Origin of the sequence: Bradyrhizobium sp. SMVTL-02, from assembly GCF_051853005.1 — a bacterium.
Taxonomy (GTDB): domain Bacteria; phylum Pseudomonadota; class Alphaproteobacteria; order Rhizobiales; family Xanthobacteraceae; genus Bradyrhizobium.
Genome location: NZ_CP182469.1, coordinates 3,334,144 through 3,353,919, shown reverse-complemented (window position 1 = coordinate 3,353,919; position 19,776 = coordinate 3,334,144). Strand labels below are relative to the sequence as shown.

Here is a 19,776-nt window from a genome sequence, read left to right as displayed (position 1 = left end):
AGCACGACCAGCCACGATCTTTCGAAGACAGTGCCAGTCTGGTTTGGCCACCGGCCGTCCAGGAGTCGCAACAAGGCTCCGGTTCATTCCGGTTCACAGCGGGTGGCTGTTCCAATCTGACGTCCAAGGCGGCCTCCTACCATTCCTCGCAGGTTTCCACGCAAGGAAGGTAGATGCCCGAGGGTGCGGGCGGCATCTGTCAAATGACCAGTCTGATGACGGACCCGGTCACTGGGCCGTGCTACCGGCCCTCGCCAGAACGGACGACAGGCCGGATCGCGAGGTGATCCCGATCTTCGAAAAGACCCGCTGCAGATGGTAGCCGACGGTCCGATGAGACAGGTAGAGTCTCGCCCCGATAATCTTGTTCGAATGCCCCTGGGCCGCGAGCTGTGCGATGTGCAGTTCCTGGGGGGTCAGACTTTCCCAGACCTGTGCCGTCCGGCGAAGGCTTGCCTCGCCGGCTGCGCGCAACTCCTCTCGCGCGCGATCGCTCCAGGGTGAAGCGCCGAGCGCGTCGAAGATATCGCGGGCCTGACGCAGCGGCGCCCGCGCATCGGCAGAGCGGCGCTGTCGGCGAAGCCACGCGCCGTAACCGAGCAGCAGGCGCCCTCGCAGGAAGGGCCAATTTTTTGCAGCCGGCCCAAGCCCCTTCAGGAAGTATTGCTCCGCCTCCTCATTCGTCGCGATCAGCGCCTTGCCGTAGCATAACATCGTTGCGACCCACGGCACCGGATCCGGGGCGGAGACGCTCTCGACCTCATCGATCAGCTCGCGCGCATCCTGCCAATGGTCGGAATAGACGGCCGCTTCGACAAAGTCGGCCAGCGCAAAGAATTGCAGGCCAGAGTTGAAAGCTGGATCGGCCGGCGCAAACAGCCGCTGCAGATGCTCGAAGGCCTCCAAATGCCGACCGGCACCGATGGCCGTTTTGCCGCGCCCCAGCTGCAGCATCGCAAGCAGGAAACTGGCGCCAGTCGACAAGACCAGGCGCTCCGCTTCCGTCGCGTATGTCTCAGCTTGCTCAAGCCTGCCCTGCATCCCCGCCAGTTGTGCTTTCACGATCGTGGCCGCCGCCGTCCATACAGCAGATCCGGTCTCCTCGGCAAAACGGGCGGCTTCCTCAGCTTCGCGCCTCGCCCCGATCCAATCGCCGACTTCCATTTCAGCCCATGCCTGAGCGAACAACGCACGCGCCAAATTGCCGATTCGCGCCTGTTTGCGCAGCCCCGCGGTGGACTCCGCCAGAAAACTTACGCCAAGATCAAACGCGCCGATGACGTTCGCAGTGCTTCCCAGGATCCGCGCAACATGGGGATGGTTGCCTCCCTTTTGCGAAAGCGCCTTCAGCCCCGCGTATACCTCGCCGCTTCGTCGAAGCGGCTCGGAATAGGCGGATATGGCGATGCCACGTGGGTCGAGCTCTGACAAATCGAGTGATCTTGCTTCGGTGAGGACGCTCGCGCGAAGCTCGCTACTCGCGTTGCTCCACCAGCAGCGTTGCGCCGCTCGCCAGAGAAGATTGCTCGCCAAGTCCTTCGCGCCAGCCTCGCGCGCCTGATCAGCAAGATTTACAAGCGCGGAAATCTTGCCGATATCGTTGATCATGAGCGGTTGACTCATCTCGCGGCACCAGCCGACCCGAGCGGTGCCCAGCTTGTCCGACGGTTCAACCTCGGCTCCCCGCAACAGGTGCTCCAGCAACGCTGGCCGTCCCAGGTCGGTTGCAATCTCGGCGGCCTGCAAAAATCGTTCTCTCCTGGCCTTCGCCGTGCTGCTCAGCTTTGCCGAGATCTGCAAAACCTCGATGGCCATGGTGTTGGCGCCCCGGCTCTGTGCACGGTTCGCCATGAGATCGAGATGGGCGGCCAGATCGTCGTCGGGCCCCACTGTCGCCGCAGCACGATGCCAAAGTCGGCGGTCCTGATCCTCGATGATCGCCGCAAGCGCGGAATGAACCCTTTGGCGCGTTGCAAGGTCGGCGGCTTGATGGATCGCGGATCGCACCAGCGGATGCCGAAACCGCACCTGCATCGCATCGAGATCAATCAGCTGGGCGGAGACGGCGGGCGCAAGGGCGTCGACCCCGGTATTCTGGGCCAGCAGCACTTCGCCCGCCCGCAGGATTTCGTGGAGAGACGTTGCGTCGTTTTCGGCGGCAACGTTCAACAGCATCTGAGTGACATTGGGAAGTCCGGACAGGCGGCTGGAGAAGGTGCGTTCAAGTCGCTTCGTCAAGGGAAGCCATGGAGCCTCCCCATCGTCCTCAGTTCGCAAGCTGTGCGGCAACTCTACTAGCGCCAATGGATTGCCGGCAGCTTCCTTCAGAAATCGGTCGCGCAGCTTCCCGGAAAGGCCGGGGGCCCGGATGTCGAGCAGGCGGGCCGCATCGGCATCGCCGAGCGCAGAAACGACATGCCGCAATGTGTCGGCGTCACCAAATGGAAGAGAAAAACCCTCTCGCAGAGCGAGCAGCAGAACGATCGAATCCGAACTCAGGCGCCGGGAGACAAACGACAGCACGTCACGCGTCGCTTCATCCAGCCATTGCGCGTCGTCAACAACAAGGAGGATCGGTTTGTGAGTTGCGCTCTCGGTGAGCAGCGTCAGTGTCGCAAGCGCGACCAGCCAGACATCGGGTGGTTCAGCAGATTCCTCGCCCAGGCCGAACGCATTCAGCAAGGCAGACTGCTGGCGGGGCGGCAAGGCCTTTGCCTGCTTCATGAGTGGACGCAAGGCCTGCTGAAGTCCGGCAAACGCCAGATTGACTTCAGCGAGCACGCCGGTCATGCCCAGCACGACGATGTCTCGATCACGGGCCCTGACTTTGGCCTCCTCGAGCAGCGTTGATTTTCCAATTCCCGGTGCCCCACTGATAAAGAGAGTGGCCCCGCCGTCATGGATCCGGTCGAGAAGCTGATCGATGAGAGCAATTTCAGTTTCTCGCCCAAGCAGGGACAGTCCTCCCGAGCGCGGGGCGTGCGCGCGCTGATTTCGCTGCGGTGGCGCGGTTTTCCTCAGCCGTTTCGCCATTGCCCGTTCCGGAGCAGTCCGTTGGGGTGATCTTTCAACCAGAACTCTGGGCAACATCCTACCATGCGCCGGCGACGAGGGCATCGGGGTGCTATCCAACTGCTTAGGCGGCGAGGTCGGAAATGCCGGGGTCTGGGCGTCCAGCGTTGCTGTTCCGGGCTTCGATGGCTCTGACGGAGTTTTCAAACGCCTTTTCCAAAACTCCCCCGCCGATAGTCCCGAGTACGAAGCCGAGCAGCCGCCCCATCAGGTTCTTGCCCTCGCGTATGACGACCACATCGACGTCGGTCGTGCCGTCGGGCCGGCGCGTGAAGGTGTAGATGTGACCCGACGCACCACCCCAGACGTTGGAGTCGATCGTCGTGAGGACGACGCGGGCGGGATCGGACCAGTCGTAGTGCAGGCGCTCCCAGATCCCGCCCGAACCTTCCGTGACATCGGCATGCGAGCCGGTCCGATGATGCAGCTTGAGATACGCATCGCTGCTGTTGGCAAAGAGCTTCGAGCGGGCGGGGCCGAAATCAGTACGGCCGGCCACGTACTGCTCGGGTGTCGCCGTGGTCCTCCGATGAAGATGGACGGTGGACATGTGCGGTTTCCCTGGCTGCGCTCCGCTTGGCGAGCGCAGCCAACGAGCCGAAGCTCAGTTCGAGGCGGTGTTCAGTTTGCGAACGAGCACGCTGTCGCCTTCCCGGCTGATCTCGATCACGCCCGCCGGTTGCGCTGTCGAGAGACGCACGCGCTGACCAGGTGTAAGAACAGATACGATGCGGATCGGTGTTCCTGTCTCGCCCTGTGCCAGGGTGGCGACCACGCGGAAGCCATCGCGCTCGACAGTGTAGTAGGCGACCCCCGATATCGCGCCGAGGTCGATGCTCTTGGCCTCGATTGGGCGCAGCCCTTCTGCCTGGGCGGCCGTGAGGGAGGCGATACCGAACGCAGCGGCGAAAAGCGTGTTGCGGATTGACATGGCGATTTCTCCTCATGATTGGCGATCGAGCACAGCGAAGTTGTTGATCACGACAACGGTTCGCCGCCCCGATGAATCCAGGTTCCGTTGATGACGATTGGTGCGTTGTCGGGCTCCCCGCTGACCGGATCGGCCGGCGGGAAGACGCTGTCGTAGATCGCGCGGGCTTCTCGTATCAGGCGGAGCCGTTCACGCTCGGCCTTCGGGATAAATTGGATGACTTCACCCATATTCGCCTCCAGTTGGTAACGCCGTTCCCGGCGGGTCATGACTGGGAGGTGGGGCGAAAGGCCCGGGTCAACAGGCGGGAAAACCGGGAGTTATCCTTCCGAATTTTGGAAGCCCGACAGTGGAGTGAGCAGCGCCTCGGTTCACTCCGCGAAAACTCGCTTCAGCCGCGGTGCTGCAAAGTCCAGGAACGCTCTGACCTTGATCGGCAGAAATCGGTTGGCCGTGTAGACGAGATTGACCGGCATCGATGGTGGCTGGAATTCATCCAGCACGGTCGTCAATGCTCCCGCTTCCGGACCAGCTTCGAGTTGGTACGCAAAGACAATCGAAATTCCCACGCCAGCGCGGGCTGCCGTACAAGCCGCTTCCGCGCTGCCGACGGTGAGCCGCGTATGCACCGGCGCCGCTATGGTCGCCTTGCCTTTGACGAATGCCCAGACATCGGGAGGCGAGAACCCGGGATAGCTGATGCAATCATGCCCGGCCAAATCTCCCGGCGTGCGCGGCGTTCCGCGTGCCGCCAGATAGGCGGGACTGGCGCACACCACCCGGCGCGTCCTGCCGAGCCGCAGCGCGACCAGGCTCGAATCCGGCAACTCGCCGATCCGCACCGCGACATCGATTTGCTCCTGGGCCAGGCTCAGCTTCTGGTCGGTGGGAATCATCCTCACCTTGATGTCCGGATAGGTCTTGAGGAAGTCCGCTATGATCGGCATCAGAATGATGCGCCCAAGGCCCAGCGGGGTGGTCACGGCCAGTTCACCCGTCGGCGTGGTGTACTCACCAGAGGCGGTACGCTCCGCTTCGCTCACATCGTTGAGAATGCGCTTGCAAGCTGCAACGTAGGACGTGCCCGCGTCCGTCAGGACCAGTTGCCGGCTCGATCGGTTGAAGAGCTTCGTCCGCAGGTGAGCCTCGAGCTCGGATACGTTGCGGCTGACTGTTGTGAGCGGCGTTTTCAATCGCCGCGCCGCTGCTGACAAGCTTCCCTGCTCGACCACGGTCAGAAAGGTCGACATCGCTTCCAGGCGATCCATCGGATCCCTTCCATAATTCGGGAGGATACCTTCCGATTTTGCCATATCGCCCCGGACTTCGGAAGACGGCTTCGCTTGCGAGGAGATCGAGCGAGCCTTCCGCTGCCTGGAAGGACCCTTTCCGCGTACGCTCCTTTCTCAGGCGGGCTCTCCAATCGATCTCCTTGGGTGATGGCGTGAGAAACGCCGTCCTCAACAGTGACAAGGAGAGTTCAATGACAAGGCATCTCAAGCTGCTGTGGGACGGCGTCTCCGGCTACCTCGTGTGAGCCCGCTGTTGGCGATGTGAGACTCGCAAACACTAACAGCCTCTAACAACCGATAACGAGCAAATTTCGGCGCCTATGCCAAGTTAGCCTTGCACAATGATGGATGCGATCCTGGAGCGCCACATGGAGATGCAATCAGAGCAGGCGCCCGCCGCAGGCCGCTACGAGCAGTGGCCGCACCGCGGCGTTTGGGCGCGGGAATGTCCAGGCAAGTTGCTGCAATCTTCGGCGGATCGGGGCTGGTCCGGCCTGACCGCCGAATTGTGCACTGCCAAAAGAGGGGTTGGCCCGTGGAGGACCCCACAATCCGATATCCGGATTTGCGTCGCCACCCGGAGCAATCAGACGATTCTCACCCGGCAGGCGCCAGGCATCGAAAGTCAAATAGTCGCCGAGCGAGGTACGGTTTGGCTCTCTCCTCCCGGCTTGCAGGAGGGTGTGGTCGATTTCTCTGAAGATCTGCCGGAATTCTTGCACATGTATCTTCCGCTAAGCCGCTTCTCGTCGAGCAATTTCGACAACGAGACCGATGAATCCGCAATAGGCGCGCTGAGCTACGAAACAGCTTTCGAAGATCCGCTGCTGGCCGAGATCGGATTTGCCGTCGCCTCCGAGCTAAAGATTGAAACTTCCGCCGGCAATTTGCTCGTCGAAGCCCTCGCATCCAGTCTGGCGGCGAGGTTGCTTCAAAGGCGGCCCAGCGCATCGCACACTCGGCTTTTTCCTCGCCGCACTCACCATGGGCTCGATCGGCGCAGACTCTTTCGTGTGCTGGACTACATTGATGCGAACCTGGAAGGCGATCTCAGCCTTGAATGTATGGCAACGATCGCGTGTCTAAGCAGATACCATTTTGCGCGAGCCTTTCGACAAGCCGTCGGAGAATCTCCCCATCGCTACGTCAGTACCAAGCGCCTGGAGCGCGCGAAAGCCCTGTTGGTACGCAGCGATCGGCCCTTGGTGGACATCGCGTTGGCGCTCAACTTTTCCAGCCAAGCCAATTTCACGCGAGCCTTCAAGCAGGCGACCGGGCAGGCGCCAGGTCAATATCGTCAAACGGCGGGATCACCAGGATCCAAATCCTCTCTGACGAACGTCAGGCAGTCGCTTTCGGTTTTTGCCTGAGCCTGGATATCGTTTACGAGCCAGCCGGCCGCAACAAATGACAAGACGGCAGCACGCGATGCAAAGCCCGCGGGCCGTCGTGCGACTATCCTCGCCGTGATCAGCCACTGAGAGACCGCTTGCCATGCCGATACGTCAGTACTTTGTGTGGGTGGGAAGCGCCCTGCTCCTGTCGCTGGTTGCGGCCGATTGGTTGCTTCCGGCGCCCCCCGTTCATTCGCATTCCGCGATCGCTCCGAGCGAACAGGCCAATCTGCGCATTCGTTCGGACCGCAAATGGCCGGAACGGGTCGTGTTTGACACCGCGCATGCGGCAGTGCCGCTCGCTGCTGCGTCCAGACCCGAGCCGAACGTCGTTCGCGAAGACGAACCTCTGACCGCGCAGCGCGGTCCACTCGATGCGTTCGCGGCGGTCGAAGAGGCTCCGGCCGCCGTGCCGACAGCAACAAATGAAAACCGATTGGCAATCCGGGCAAAGCCGCAGCGGTCCGGAACCCCTATGACGAGTGCAGTCAAAACCCATTGATCGGGGACCGACATGAAGGACGTTCTGTGCCTCGCCGCGTTCGCTGGCAAAATCCTGTGCCTCATGGTGTTCGTGACGGTTCTGAAACCGGGCGTCATCGGCGGCGTCGAGACGTCGGCGCTTCCTGTCGACTGCGGGATGGAACGTTCAGGACTGCAGCAATGCGTTTCGAACGTATTTGCGACGGCTTCGCTGGCCGATGCGAAGTCATGCATCGCGCACAGAATCATCGCTCACTGCTGAAGCATCCGTCCGCCGACGCCACGACGCCATGACCCAAATTGCCTCATTCCGGGACCGACATGCCGCCCTCATCTTCGCGCTGCGGACCTTTGCGGCGGCGATGCTGGCGTTCTCGATCGCGCTGCTGCTGGACATGCCGCGTCCCTATTGGGCCATGGCGTCGGTCTACATCACTTCGAACCTGTTCACGGGCGCGACCAACTCCAAGGCCGTCTATCGCATTCTGGGCACGCTGATTGGCGGCGCGGGAACGATCGTGCTGGTCCCGAACCTCGCCAATGCGCCGGAGCTGCTCAGCTTGTGCATCGCGCTGTGGGTCGGCATCTTTCTATATCTCTCGCTGATCGACGGCACGCCGCGCAGCTACGTCTTCCTGCTGGCCGGCTATACCGTGGCCCTGCTCGGATTTCCCATCGTCTCGACACCCCAGTCGGCCTTCGACATCGTCGTTTCCCGCGTGCAGGAGATCATGCTCGGAATCGTCTGCGCGAGCGTCGTCGCGATGCTCGTGCTGCCGCGCAGCGTCGCCTCCGCGGTCACCGCACAAACCGATGCATGGCTCGCCGGCGCGCGCCGGCTCGCCGCGGACGTCCTGACGGGCCGTGGCAGCGATCAGGAGCGTGACAGCGAACGCATGCGTCTTGCCGCTGCGGCCTCCGAAATCGACCAGCTCGGGCGCCATCTCGGCTATGAGGCGACCGCTTCTGCAAATACCGGGCGAGCGCTGCAGCGCCTCCGGCAGCATATGCTATCGCTGCTCCCGCTGCTCGGATCGATCGCAGACCGCAAGCTGCCTCTCAACCGGCATGAGGAGGCGGCTACACGCGTTGCCTGCATGTGCACGAAGACAGCGGCGTGGCTCGAAGCGCGCGGGCGCGATGGACGGGAAGCAAGCGCGCTGCGCACAGCACTCGATGAAATGCGCCCGGTGCTGGACGCAGATGCCGGCTGGACCGACATTGCGATCTCCGGTCTCGTGGTCCGGCTGCGCAACCTTGTCGACGTCATGCAGGATTGTCAGCTGCTGCGCGAGGCCATCTCCGAGGGGCGCAATCCCGAATCGCTTCCTCTCGTCTTCTCTCATGGCGCCGCGGCGGTTGCCGTCCCGCATCGCGACCACTGGTCTGCGCTCCTGGCGGCCGGCTCCGTGGCCCTCGCGGTGCTTTGTTGCAGTTGCTTCTCCATTGCGACCGGCTGGTCGGACGGGGTTGCCGCCCCGCTCTTCGCCGCCGTCGTCGGCAGCGTTCTGGCCGGCGTGGACGATCCGCTTCCGGCGTTCCGCAATTTCTACGGCGTGTTCCTCATCGTTATCGCCGTCCATGGCATCTACCTGTTTGGCGTGTTGCCGCGGATTACGACTCTCGAGGTGCTCATCGTCGCATTGATGCCGACTTTCGTGCTGTTCGGCTGGATGGCTGCGCGGCCCGCGACCGCGCGCCTCGGCGCCATACTTGCCATCTATCTCTCGGTGCAATTGGCCTTGACCGAGACCTATTCGGCCGACTTTACCTCCTATGCCAACTCCAGCATTGCGCTGATGCTGGGCGTGGCGCTCACCGGCTTGACTTGCGGCATCGTTCGCCTGGCCGGGGCTGACTGGATCGCAAACCGGTTGCTGCGAAGCAATTGGACCACGCTTGCATCAGTCGCCGAGCGGACGTCGGAGCAAGATCCCCTGGCGCTTGCCAGTCTGATGCAGCATCGGCTCGCCCTGCTTGCTGCGCGTATCACCGTCGTTCCTGCCGATGCAAGGAGCGGTGCCGCCAATCTTCGCCAACTGCGGACGGCGCTCAACATTGTCGGCGTGAGGCGCGCGAGCTTTGGCCTGTCACGCTGCACGAGAGCCGCAGTCGAAGCGCTTTTTGCCCGCCTTGCCCCGATTTGCAGGACCCATACGGCGGGGCCGCTTCCGGGGCGGCTGGTCGAACAGCTCGACAGCACCATCGCATTGACGCTGCGGGAGCCCGCAAGCGAAGCCCGCGATCACGTGCTGATCGGCCTCACCGGCGTTCGTTCCGGGCTGTTTCCGGAGTCGCCGGCCTATCAACCGCAGCAAATCGAATCTGGGACGATCGCCGCATGAGATACGAACTTGACCTTTTCGGCGTGCTCGTTCCGACGCTCCTGCTCTGGAGCGTGGTTGCCTACGTGCTTGGGCGCTTCGCCAGCAAGCTGATTGCCCGGATCGGTCTCTATCGATGGATCTGGCATCCCGCACTGTTTGATTTCGCGCTTTTCATCTGCCTGGTCACCGGCCTCGTCTTGGGCTCCACGGAGTTATTCTCATGACAGCACCCGTTTCGTTGCAGAAAGCCCTATGGCGCGGGTTCACGATGAAGTGCCCGAACTGCGGTCAGGGCCATCTGTTCGGCCGCTTTCTCAAGGTCGTCGACAACTGCGAGGTCTGCTGCGAAGATTACACGCCACAACGCGCCGACGACCTTCCGGCCTATCTGGTGATCGCTGTTGTCGGCCACCTCGTCGTGCCGGCGCTTCTTGCCGTCGAGATCGCCTATTCACCTCCCGCCTGGCTTGAATTGCTGATCTGGCTCCCCGTCACCGGGCTTTCGGCGCTCATTCTGCTGCAGCCCGTGAAAGGGGCAATTGTCGGCCTGCAATGGCAGAAGGGAATGCACGGCTTCGAGGCCGGCAGTCGTCGCCGGGATCGAGAAGCACCGGATGGCGTCACGCCCGTTCCTCACCTCGCCTCCAAGGAGTTGGTGTCATGAAAACCGTCGTCAATTCGCTGCGTCCTTTCGCGCTGACCGGTCTCATCGTGCTGGTCGCACTTTGGGCCGGTTACAAGCTGTGGGACTACTACTTTGATGCGCCCTGGACCCGTGACGGGCACGTACGGGCCGACGTGGTCCCCGTGGCTCCCGATGTTTCCGGCTTTGTGAGCGAGGTCCTGGTTCGAGACAATCAGCAAGTACAAAAGGGCGACGTGCTCTTCCGGATCGACCGGGCGCGCTATGAAATCGCGCTCAAGCAGGCGGAGGCGGTAAAGGAAGGCAAGCGCGCCACGCTCGACAATGCCAATGCCGATCTGAAGCGCTACAGTGCGCTGACGCCCGGCGTCGTGGTTTCCACGCAGCGGATGGACCAGGTCGTCGCGATCCAAGGCTCGGCCCAGGCGGCCTATGACCAAGCCGTCGCGGATGTTGCCCTTGCGAAGCTCAACATCGAACGCAGCGAGGTGCGGGCCTCGGTCAGCGGCATTGTCACCAACAACGAGCTGCGGCCGGGCGCCTACCTCAGCCCCGGAAAGGGCGTGATGGCGCTGCTCGATACCGACACCCTGCACGTCCAGGGCTACTTCGAGGAAACCAAGCTGCAACGCATCCATATCGGCGATCTCGTGGACGTGCGGCTGATGGGAAGCAGCCGTGCGTTGCTGGGCAAGGTCGAGAGCATTGCAGCCGGCATCGAAGACCGCGATCGCAGCAACGGCTCGACCCTGCTTGCCAACGTCAACCCGACCTTCAACTGGGTGCGGCTGGCGCAACGCGTCCCGGTCCGGATCGCGCTCATCCGCGCTGACGAGCGCGGCGAACTCGTTGCCGGAGCGACCGCTACAGTCGCGGTGCTGGCATCGCGGCCGAGTGACAGCGGTCGCGTGGCCCAGCATCGGCCAAGCATATTACAGCGCTTGGCGTGCCGGTCGGTGCCGAATCTGTACCGATCCTCGCAATCCTGCGGCTGACGCTCCACGCGACGGCTCTCGGTTCGCTCAACAAAAAGCATCACGCGGAATAGCACGAGGGAAGACCTATGAGCTTGCTTGCAACATTTCTGGCCTTGGTGAGCGCCGGTGTTTTCGCGGCCCATATTCTCGATGCGCTGCGCAGTGGCGGGATAACGCGCGCTTACCGGCCTCAGACTGCGCCCCTACTTGGCGACGAGTGCTTGTCGAGAGAACGACCGGTTTCAACGGTCAACTGAAGCGGCGGACGCGGTCCGTCCCTCCTTGGCCGTGAACCCAGCAGGCGACGTGATGAACGTCAAACAAGATTCCATCCACGTTGGACGAGGGACAGTTTGCTCGTAGAGTGGCGACCCAAAGCGGGACGCCCTGGCCAAACAGCTCGGCGATGCGGCGGTCGTCTTGTCTGAGGAGACGTCGACAGAGCTCGCGCTTGATGTTCTTCAACACCATCACGTAAGCGTGCACGTCGGTCTTGTAGTATGCAAGAAGGTCCGGGCCGACGTCGCGTACAACGGAGTCTCTCTGCGACGAGACGGTCAACCGGACTGCGCTCCCGACCGAGAGGCCGATGCGACCCACGCACGAATACGATCAGAGCATCTGGCGTTTTGCAAAGGACGCGAACACGCCGGCCGCATTGCTCAGCTGGCTGAATGTCCCAGCCTCGACGATCCTTCCCTGTACGAGGACGATGATCCGGTCCGCGCGCTGCACCGTGCTCAGCCGGTGCGCGATGACGATCCTGGTCACGTTGAGATTCTCCAGCGCGTCACTGACGATCGCCTGGGATTGGTTGTCGAGAGAGCTCGTCGCCTCGTCGAACAAAAGGATGCGCGGGCGCCGCGCGATCGCCCGCGCAATCATGATGCGCTGGCGCTGCCCCCCGGAGAGCGTGCTGACGCCCTCGGAAAGCTGCGTGAGCATGCCCATTGGCATGGCCTTGATGTCGTCCTCGACTCCGGCGAGGCGCGCCGCCTCCCACGCCTGATCGAGAGGCAGCCGGATTCCACCACAGATGTTCTCGTAGATGTTTCCGTTCGCGAGCTTCGCGTTCTGCAGGACCACCCCGAGCTGGCGCCGCACGGCGCTGGCATCCAGCGTGTCGATCGATTTCCCGTCGTAGAATACCGCGCCTGCTTCCGCTCTTTCGAACCCGAGCAGAAGCCGGAACAACGATGACTTCCCGCTGCCGGAGGGTCCCACGACCGCGACGTATTCGCCCGGCGCAATCTTCAATGAGACGTTATCGAGCACCAGCGGGCCGCCCTCGATATATCGCAGCGACACTCGGGCGAGCTCGATCGATCCAGACAGTTCTCCAGGAGATTTTCGCTCGTCCGAGACTTCGGTCGGACATTCGATGAGAGGCTTTAGCCGCCGCAGCGGCGGAATCGCAATCAGCGCCTCGCTGATGCCGGCCGCCCAGGCGCCCACCGATCCGAGGGTCTGACCGAAGGCCGCGAAGAAAGCGAAGAACGTGCCGATGTCCGTCATCAGAGTACTGACGGAATAGGACGCATAAGCGAATATGATCAGCGTCGCGATGGTAGGAAAGGCCGTCTCGAATGCGCCCAGCGCGTTGCCGGCAACCTGGGACGACACGAAATACTGCTTCTGTGCAGCAAACTGCCTCGACCAAATCCCGAGCGCGCGGTCCGTCGCAGCCGATACCCGCAATTTGGCGACGCCCGCCAACAGCTGGAGAACGAAGCCGCTTACCTTACCCTGCTGGTTGAAGTGCTTGCCCTCGAAATGCAGCCGGACCAGATTGGTGCCGATGATGGCGATCGCCCTGACAGCCGTCAACGCGATCGCGATCAGCGACAGCTTGAGGTCGTAGTAGAGCATCAGCCCGAGGCTGAACAAGCAGAACAAACCGGCTATCATTCCGCGCAACGCGCGACCGGTCAAAGCGCGGCGCGCCGCATCAATGCCCATCGCACGGTCAACCAGCTCTCCGGCCGTGAATTCTCGAAAGATCGCCGTCGGCAACCTGAGCAGACGATCGACCATCGCGGACTGCAGTCTCCAGTCGATCATCGCCTCCATCCGGAGCATTGCAAACCCCTGCATCACCTGGATTGCAGCCATCGAGAGCGCCGTCAGCGCCAGCGCCAGCGCGCAGAAGCCGAGCTGATCGAGCTCGGATCGAGGTATGATCGAACTGATGAGGATGTTGGTGATGAATGGCGTCACCAGGGAGAGCAGCCCGATGATGATGATCGCGAGCGCGATCCGTAGTCCGTTTCCGCGCGCATGCCGCAAGGCGAACTGGAGAAGGTCGCGGAACTTCAGCGATCTCAAAGGGAGTGGCGGATAGAACATGACCGCTTCCGGCGCGATCTGCATGGCAACCGAACGATTGACCGGCCGTCGCGCCTTCGTGACCGGATCGATCATGACATATCCGCGCGCGGGCTCATGAACGAGAGCGACGGGATCGCGCCCCTCACCATGCCAGCCGACCAGCGGACCGGCGTCCCATGTCCACCAATCCGGCCGGAGCAGGACCTGACGCATGCGCAGGCGGGCGGCCCGGGCGATCTCGGCCAGAGCGGCGAGATCCTGTGCGCCGCCCTCAACCCGCCCCGAGATCGCCATCGGCGTCCGCAGCGCGCTTCCGACGATCTGGCAGGCGCCGGCCAGCCTGTCGGCGTAGGGCGCGTCGACCGCTTCGTGATCGAAGCGCCTCACGACGATGCCGGAGAGGCGATCGAAGGATTCCACCGCCTGCGACGCCGCGCGCTGGGTACGGCTTTCGAGACGTTCGCGCTCGCGCTCGGCATCGCGGCCCAGGATCTCCCGGACACAGGCGGCGAAATCAAGGTGGAACTGATCGATCGACGACCAGAACGCCTCGGCAGCCCGCGGCTCTGAAACCGTGCTGACAGCACAGCCCTCCCCGCCGGCCTCGACCCACAGGGCTGAGGTCAGAGGCAGCGGCTGATGTTCCGCTGTACGGGGCTCGCCGACGCCCATCAGCCTGAGCGAGCCACGCACTACCGTCAGCCACAGCAGGCCTCGCATCGGACTGCGGCGGGACTCGCCCGCAAGCAATTCCCCCTCAGCCTCCGGCAGTTCGGCCATCTGCCATCGCGGCGCCGATCCCGCGGCGAAGCGGGCGAGCCGATCGATCCAGCGCAGGGCCGCATCCGGTTGCGTCAAATCGGTCCGGCGAAATACCGATATGCGTGTCCCTTCGATGCCGACCGCAATGAAGCCCAACCCGTCGGCGGATGCGGCGGCAAGCCCCGGCAGATCGGGAGCGATGTCGCCGCTTTCAAGGCGGAACAGATGATGCCTGGAGCCGCAACTGCCGTCCTTGACGTCGACGGCGAACAGATCCACACAGCCCGCGACGACTTGAAATGCATGGCCATGGTGATCGAGCAGCAGAGGCCGACGACTGTCGAGCGCCAGTTCGAGCGGCAGTTCTGTCGACGAGGCGACAGCGGCAACGGATAGCAGGTTCTCGATCCGGTCTGTCATTCCTGCGCCACCAGCCTCGCATATTCGCCGTTCAAGCTCAGAAGGGTCTCGTGCGTCCCGCGCTCCGTAACCTTGCCCTGGCGGAGGACGATGATCTCGTCGCAATCCCGTATCGTGCTGAGACGATGCGCGATGATGATGCAGGTGCAGCCGCGGCGGCGCAGATTGTCGTCGATGGATTTCTCCGTGATCGGGTCCAGCGCTGCGGTCGCTTCATCGAGGACGATCACCGAGGGACGGCCGACGAGCGCCCTTGCGATCTCGATGCGTTGGCGCTGCCCGCCGCTGAAGTTGGTCCCGGCCTCGTTGACGTGCGCGTCGTAATTACCTGCGCGTATCGCGATGTCGTCCTGGATCTCGCCTTCCTTGAGAGCGTTCGACAGATCAATCTCGGGAGTGGTCGGGTCCCACAACGTGAGATTGTCGCGCACCGTGCCCTCGAACAGGAAGATGTCCTGGTCCACGTAGGCGATCGAGTTGGCCCGGATCTCGGGCGGAATATCCTGAAGCTTTACACCATCGATCAGGATATCGCCGTCCCATGGCGCGTAGAGACCGCAGGTCAACCGGCCGATCGTGGATTTTCCGCTGCCGGAGGCGCCTACGAGGGCGACGCGCGCCCCCGGACTCACGACGATCGAAAGACCGGAAATCAACGGCGGCTCGAGCAGCGAGTAACCGAACTGCACGTTCCTGAATTCGACGCGCCCGGCCAGCTTCGCGGGCAGCGGCGCTGGGACAGCATTGTTCTTCGCGCTGCCTAGCGGGTAATTGTAGACGTCTTCGAGGCGGTCTAGCGCCCCCTTGATCAACTGAAAGCCGCCAGCCTGGTTGACCAGCGTTGCCACTGGCTCCGAGAAGCTCGCCATCAGCGACTGGAACGCGACGAGACTGCCGAGCGTCAACGAGCCTTCGATGACGCGAAGCCCGCCAAGGATCAGGAGCGCGGTCACGGTCAGGCCGGAGATCAAGGTCGGAATCATGTCCAGAACGATCGAGGACGCCGCCAGCTCGCGCTCGGCGTTCAGCAGCTTTGCCTGGATGCCGGACCATTGCCCGAATGCCTCGTCCTCGAGACCGCTCGCCTTGATCGTCTCGATGGACCTCACCGTGCTGACGACCGCGCCCAGCAACTTTCCGCGCTCCAGCGCCAGCCCGCGGCTGAGATCCTCTCTGCGCCGGGCGGAAATCCGCAAAGACAGCACGTTCAGCAGCGACAAGCCGATGCAGATCGCCGCAAGCCACGGATCGTAAACCATCATCGCGGCCGCGAAGAACACCACCGACGTCAGACTCAGTGCATTCGATGCGATGCCGCCAGCCAGAAGCCGCGCAATCTGCTCATTGGCCCCGACCCGCGCGGCGATTTCACCGGCATGGCGCTGGGTGAAGAACTCCATCGGCAAGGCCATCACGCGCCACAGGAAGCGGCTGATCATCACCACCGAGAGCTTCGTCTGCAGCCTCAGCAGCAGCGACTGCTGGAGCAGCGTCAGACCCGTGCGGATAAGCGCCGTAGCGGCCATGCCGACCAGTAGCGGCCGCAACCATCCGTTCAAATGCTGGATCAGGATGTCGTCGACAAAAATCTTCGAAAAGCTCGCGGCAACGATCCCGGGCAAGACCATGAGGAAGCTGAGCAGGACCAGAAGTCCGACGGCAGCCTTCGAGCCGCGCAGTTCCCGGAGCAGCAAGCGCAGGCCGGCGGGCTTGCTTCCCGACGGAACGAACCCCGATGCCGGCTCCATGGTGAGAACGACGCCCGTAAAACTCCTGTCGAGCTCCTCCATGCCGATACGCCGCCGCCCAAAGGCGGGGTCATTGATGTAGGCATGATTGCCCTTGATACCTTCGAGCACAACGAAATGGTTGAAGTTCCAATGGATGATGCAGGGCAGCGGTGCTGCAGGCAGCGTCGACAGCTCCTGGCGGAATCCCTTGGCAGCCAGCCCGAAGCGCTTCGCCGCCCTGACTATGTTGCTGGCCTTGCTGCCGTCGCGGGACACGCCGCATTCGACGCGAAGCTGCTCCAGGGGCACCCATGAGCCATGATAGGCCAGCACCATGGCAAGACAGGCGGCGCCGCATTCCGCCGCTTCCATCTGCAGGATCGTCGGCGTTCTCTTGGTGCGTGTTCGAAGCAAGCGCCAATTCATGCGTCCTGCCAGGGATCTGTGTGCTTTTCCATTCGTTCGAGCAGTTTATCCATCGATCCCGGTCAGCTTTCTGAGCAAAGGAACGACGAGGTCCAGGGGACGGCGGCTTCGCGTCGTGATTTCGGCCTGGGCCAGCGTGCCACTGGTGAGATGTATCTCCGGCCCCGTCCCGACAGCCCACCGATATCCACTCGGCGTCGATCCGTCCTGCTCCAGGGATACGGCCACGGCGTAGGGTGCGCCGTCACGCGAAAACACTTTCACGAGCTGATCGTTGTGCAGGACTGCCGTCATTCCCTGCGGCGTCACCGGAAATTCCGAGACGCTCGAGACAACTCCGATCATCGTCCCGAATTCCTCTCGCTTGACGGTGCTCGGCGCGACGCGCACCTGGAAGCCGGGCTTGACACTCTTTCCCTGGTCGGCGGGGATATAGACGACCGCCTCGAGCCTCGCGCCTTCGTCCTCTATCAGGACGACCGGCGTGCCCACGGCCAGCACCGAGCCGGTCGAGGTCTTTATTTCCAGCACGCGACCCGCGATCGGACTGAGGACCTCCGAGTTGCGCCCCAGGGTTCCCGCGATCGCCTGCATTTCACGGCGCGCGCTATTTGCAGCGAACTCCGCCTGCTGCAGTTCGCGCTGCCGCTGCGTTTCGAGATCGGTCTTCTGCGAGTGCAGCTTGAGAATCTCGTTCTGCGAATCCGTTTTGCGTTGTTGGGCCTCGGTCAGTTCGAGGCGCCGGTCCTCGAGTGTCTTCCGCGTGGTCAAACCTTTCGCCATCAACTGCTCGAGGTTCTGCACGTCGATCGAGAGGAACCGGACACGCTGGTCGGTTGCCTCGATGACTTTGTTGAAGGCAGCTTCGAGCTTTGCGAAATTGGAGGCCTTCGCTGCGAGTTCCGCTCGCACCCTCGTGGCCATGTCGTCGCGCTCGCGCTCGCGTTCCCTGTAGGTCTCCACCGCGTTGCGATACTTCTGCTCCGTATCGGTCTGCGAGATCCGGGCGATCACCTGCCCCCTTTCGACGTGATCACCAACGGCAACGCCGAGCGAAGCAAGCCTGCCTTCCGCAGCCGAGACCGCATCGACAACGCGCCCACTTCCGACCAGAATGCCCTGCCCCGACACTCGGGACGGTATCCGGCCGTAAATGCCCCAGACAAGCGCGCCGGCCAGCGCGACCGTCAGGACCGCTACCACGATCCAGTCGGACGGTTTGGTGATGCCGACGAGATGATCGAGCTCCTCCGGCGAGGCGGCACGTTGCAACGCGCTGGCACGGAAGATGCGCTGGGAGCTGTTATTCACTCCTTACTCCCCGAAAAACTCCGGTGCAGCCGTTCTTGCCGCCTGCCAAAATCAGCGTATGGTACTTCAAGCAATCCTGGACCATACATCGTAGCCATTTTCGACACAATGCACCAAGCACGCCGGACGCCCGGGTAGCAGTTGCCGAGAATGCGCGCGGAGAATGCGATTGAGCGATCTTTCGCGCGGCGCTAAGCTTGGCGACTGGCATCGGACGGTTCGGATGAAAACGGACAGAATCGCGCGATCTGCAGCGGCCCGCAGACTGGCCGTCGGACTGGCGGCGCAAGGCATTGCCTTGCTGGTCGCGACCAGCGTATGCGGGGCGGGCATCCTGAGCCAAGCCGATGTGAAAAGGGTCGAGACATTGAGACCGATGTTCGCGGGGTTGATGGGCGATCTCGTCCAGACCTCAAGGCGAAGCGACATCTCAGCAGTCGATGCAGATTGCGTCAAGTCCACGATCCAAAACCTCGTCGAGATTTCTCAGGAGCTCTCCAGCTACGAGTATCTGATCACAATCGAAAAGGACCTGACGGACGTCAGTGAGAACGATCCGATCCGCGACGTGGTCAAGTTCGCCATCGATCAATCCACCAATATCCTCGCGAGCCAACGCAAGAAGATCGCGCAGCTCCCCGATCAATGCGGCAAGTCTGCTTTGGCCCTCGCCAAATCGCAGCAGGCGCTTCAAGTCGTGGATGCGACTGCCGGGATTCTTGGTTCTATTCGATCGCGACTTTGAGGCTGGATGAGGAAGCCGGTTTTCCGGTTTAGGCCTGCACGCTCCCGCTTCACCTCTGCGGGTTGACCGGGGCGATGCTGGTGCAGTGCCCATTCAGATCATAGGTGAGCCGTATCCCATAGATCACCATCGAACCGCCTCGGGCATCGATGACGTCTGGATTCTTGGTCCCATCCTCAACTTTCATCCCCGCGCTGACATTCAGTAGATCATTGTCAGTCAATTCTCTCGCCGAACCCATGATCAAGCCCCTTCAAATTTTGCCAAATGTCGGACCGAGGCAGCCCTGGCTTCGCGCCAGCTCGAGAGTTGCCGCGGCCCGGCCCGCCTCCAAGGAATCGTGGAAGGCGTTCAGGAAGGCTTTCACACGTGCATCGTCGCTGTTGCGAGCCCCGCCGCAGACAATCTCCAGTTCTGCTAAGCTCAGTTCGTTGTTCATCGTCGTGCTCCTCAATGTTGCTGGGAAACATTGAGCAGATCCCCCTCTCTCGCACCGTGATATCGCTCACGTTGTGGCGCGGGGAGTATTACAGGCCGGGAAATGAAAGAGGTCGCCAACTGGGGCGACCTCTACTTCGTGAGCAAGTCTGAAGGGACGAGATCAGAGGGGCGGCTGCGCCGGCCCGAACGGGCCGCGCAGATTGCCAGGCCCCTGCAGGGCGCCGAAGATGCACGGCCGACCCACTCGACAGCGTGTTCGATGGCGCCTCCGATGGCGCGGAAGAAATCGCCAATGCGGTTGCCGCCCCTAATCGCGTCGTTGTCCAGCTCTTTATGCTCGCGATTGCTGTGCTCAGTCATTTCCGTCTCCCGCTTTCGAAGGGATCATCCCCTCTCATCTCGTGGTCGCAGGAGTATCGCAGGCGACTGGTTTCGGCTGTGATAAGGCACGATTGCGCAATCGTGCCGCTCCCGAACCCGAAGCGCCCTCCCTC

19 protein-coding genes are annotated in these 19,776 nt (G+C 62.5%); 8 read left to right on the top strand and 11 right to left on the bottom strand.

Annotated elements, in window-relative coordinates; genetic code table 11:
* Positions 1–228: 228 nt before the first annotated feature.
* The 5 genes from ACNJYB_RS15525 to ACNJYB_RS15505 all read right to left on the bottom strand — a co-directional run bounded on the left by ACNJYB_RS15525 (position 229) and on the right by ACNJYB_RS15505 (position 5,271).
* Positions 229–3,033, bottom strand: coding sequence for an ATP-binding protein (locus ACNJYB_RS15525; protein ID WP_439374742.1), 2,805 nt, complete (start codon positions 3,031–3,033; stop codon positions 229–231).
* 103 nt (positions 3,034–3,136) lie between these two features.
* Positions 3,137–3,622, bottom strand: a complete 486-nt coding sequence (locus tag ACNJYB_RS15520) for a hypothetical protein (RefSeq protein WP_439374741.1) — start codon at positions 3,620–3,622, stop codon at positions 3,137–3,139.
* Positions 3,623–3,676: 54 nt separating this feature from the next.
* On the bottom strand, positions 3,677–4,003 hold the full coding sequence (locus tag ACNJYB_RS15515) for a hypothetical protein (protein WP_439374740.1): 327 nt from the start codon (positions 4,001–4,003) through the stop codon (positions 3,677–3,679).
* A 47-nt stretch (positions 4,004–4,050) separates the two neighbouring features.
* Positions 4,051–4,233, bottom strand: a complete 183-nt coding sequence (locus ACNJYB_RS15510; protein WP_439374739.1) for a hypothetical protein — start codon at positions 4,231–4,233, stop codon at positions 4,051–4,053.
* A gap of 141 nt (positions 4,234–4,374) precedes the next feature.
* The gene (locus ACNJYB_RS15505; protein WP_439374738.1) at positions 4,375–5,271 is read right to left on the bottom strand and encodes a LysR family transcriptional regulator; all 897 of its coding nucleotides are present in this window, start codon (positions 5,269–5,271) and stop codon (positions 4,375–4,377) included.
* 392 nt (positions 5,272–5,663) lie between these two features.
* Between ACNJYB_RS15505 and ACNJYB_RS15500 the strand changes: the two genes are divergently transcribed.
* The 7 genes from ACNJYB_RS15500 (at position 5,664) to ACNJYB_RS15470 (ending at position 11,137) form a co-directional block, all read left to right on the top strand.
* Positions 5,664–6,665: a helix-turn-helix domain-containing protein gene (locus ACNJYB_RS15500; protein WP_439374737.1), complete on the top strand. Its 1,002-nt coding sequence runs from the start codon at positions 5,664–5,666 to the stop codon at positions 6,663–6,665.
* A gap of 124 nt (positions 6,666–6,789) precedes the next feature.
* Positions 6,790–7,191 (top strand): hypothetical protein, encoded by a 402-nt coding sequence (locus ACNJYB_RS15495; protein WP_439374736.1) that lies wholly within the window; start codon positions 6,790–6,792, stop codon positions 7,189–7,191.
* 12 nt (positions 7,192–7,203) lie between these two features.
* On the top strand, positions 7,204–7,434 hold the full coding sequence (locus ACNJYB_RS15490) for a hypothetical protein (RefSeq protein WP_439374735.1): 231 nt from the start codon (positions 7,204–7,206) through the stop codon (positions 7,432–7,434).
* A 28-nt stretch (positions 7,435–7,462) separates the two neighbouring features.
* Positions 7,463–9,517, top strand: a complete 2,055-nt coding sequence (locus ACNJYB_RS15485; RefSeq protein WP_439374734.1) for an FUSC family protein — start codon at positions 7,463–7,465, stop codon at positions 9,515–9,517.
* A complete protein-coding gene (locus ACNJYB_RS15480; protein WP_439374733.1) occupies positions 9,514–9,723 on the top strand; it encodes a DUF1656 domain-containing protein in 210 nt (69 codons plus the stop codon). Before ACNJYB_RS15485 ends, ACNJYB_RS15480 begins: the two co-directional genes overlap by 4 nt.
* Positions 9,720–10,163, top strand: a complete 444-nt coding sequence (locus ACNJYB_RS15475) for a DUF983 domain-containing protein (RefSeq protein ID WP_439374732.1) — start codon at positions 9,720–9,722, stop codon at positions 10,161–10,163. The genes ACNJYB_RS15480 and ACNJYB_RS15475 overlap by 4 nt, the downstream gene beginning before the upstream one ends.
* Entirely contained in the window at positions 10,160–11,137 is a 978-nt protein-coding gene (locus tag ACNJYB_RS15470) for an efflux RND transporter periplasmic adaptor subunit (RefSeq protein WP_439374731.1), read from the top strand. The genes ACNJYB_RS15475 and ACNJYB_RS15470 overlap by 4 nt, the downstream gene beginning before the upstream one ends.
* Before the next feature lie 594 nt (positions 11,138–11,731).
* Here the strand turns inward: ACNJYB_RS15470 and ACNJYB_RS15465 are convergent.
* Genes ACNJYB_RS15465 through ACNJYB_RS15455 form a run of 3 tightly spaced genes read right to left on the bottom strand, consistent with a single transcriptional unit; the run spans position 11,732 to position 18,057 of the window.
* Positions 11,732–14,629: an NHLP bacteriocin export ABC transporter permease/ATPase subunit gene (locus ACNJYB_RS15465; protein WP_439374730.1), complete on the bottom strand. Its 2,898-nt coding sequence runs from the start codon at positions 14,627–14,629 to the stop codon at positions 11,732–11,734.
* Positions 14,626–16,785 (bottom strand): NHLP family bacteriocin export ABC transporter peptidase/permease/ATPase subunit, encoded by a 2,160-nt coding sequence (locus ACNJYB_RS15460; protein ID WP_439374729.1) that lies wholly within the window; start codon positions 16,783–16,785, stop codon positions 14,626–14,628. The genes ACNJYB_RS15465 and ACNJYB_RS15460 overlap by 4 nt, the downstream gene beginning before the upstream one ends.
* A 45-nt stretch (positions 16,786–16,830) precedes the next feature.
* A complete protein-coding gene (locus ACNJYB_RS15455; RefSeq protein ID WP_439374728.1) occupies positions 16,831–18,057 on the bottom strand; it encodes an NHLP bacteriocin system secretion protein in 1,227 nt (408 codons plus the stop codon).
* A gap of 208 nt (positions 18,058–18,265) precedes the next feature.
* On the opposite strand from ACNJYB_RS15455, the gene ACNJYB_RS15450 reads away from it, so the two are divergent.
* Positions 18,266–18,841, top strand: coding sequence for a hypothetical protein (locus tag ACNJYB_RS15450; RefSeq protein WP_439374727.1), 576 nt, complete (start codon positions 18,266–18,268; stop codon positions 18,839–18,841).
* 49 nt (positions 18,842–18,890) lie between these two features.
* On the opposite strand, the gene ACNJYB_RS15445 is transcribed toward ACNJYB_RS15450, so the two are convergent.
* The 3 genes from ACNJYB_RS15445 to ACNJYB_RS15435 all read right to left on the bottom strand — a co-directional run bounded on the left by ACNJYB_RS15445 (position 18,891) and on the right by ACNJYB_RS15435 (position 19,642).
* Positions 18,891–19,082 (bottom strand): hypothetical protein, encoded by a 192-nt coding sequence (locus ACNJYB_RS15445; RefSeq protein WP_439374726.1) that lies wholly within the window; start codon positions 19,080–19,082, stop codon positions 18,891–18,893.
* Between the two features lie 12 nt (positions 19,083–19,094).
* Positions 19,095–19,280, bottom strand: coding sequence for a hypothetical protein (locus ACNJYB_RS15440; protein WP_439374725.1), 186 nt, complete (start codon positions 19,278–19,280; stop codon positions 19,095–19,097).
* Between the two features lie 131 nt (positions 19,281–19,411).
* Positions 19,412–19,642 carry a hypothetical protein gene (locus tag ACNJYB_RS15435; RefSeq protein ID WP_439374724.1) on the bottom strand — a complete coding sequence of 77 codons (231 nt, stop codon included), beginning with the start codon at positions 19,640–19,642 and terminating at the stop codon, positions 19,412–19,414.
* Positions 19,643–19,776: the final 134 nt, after the last annotated feature.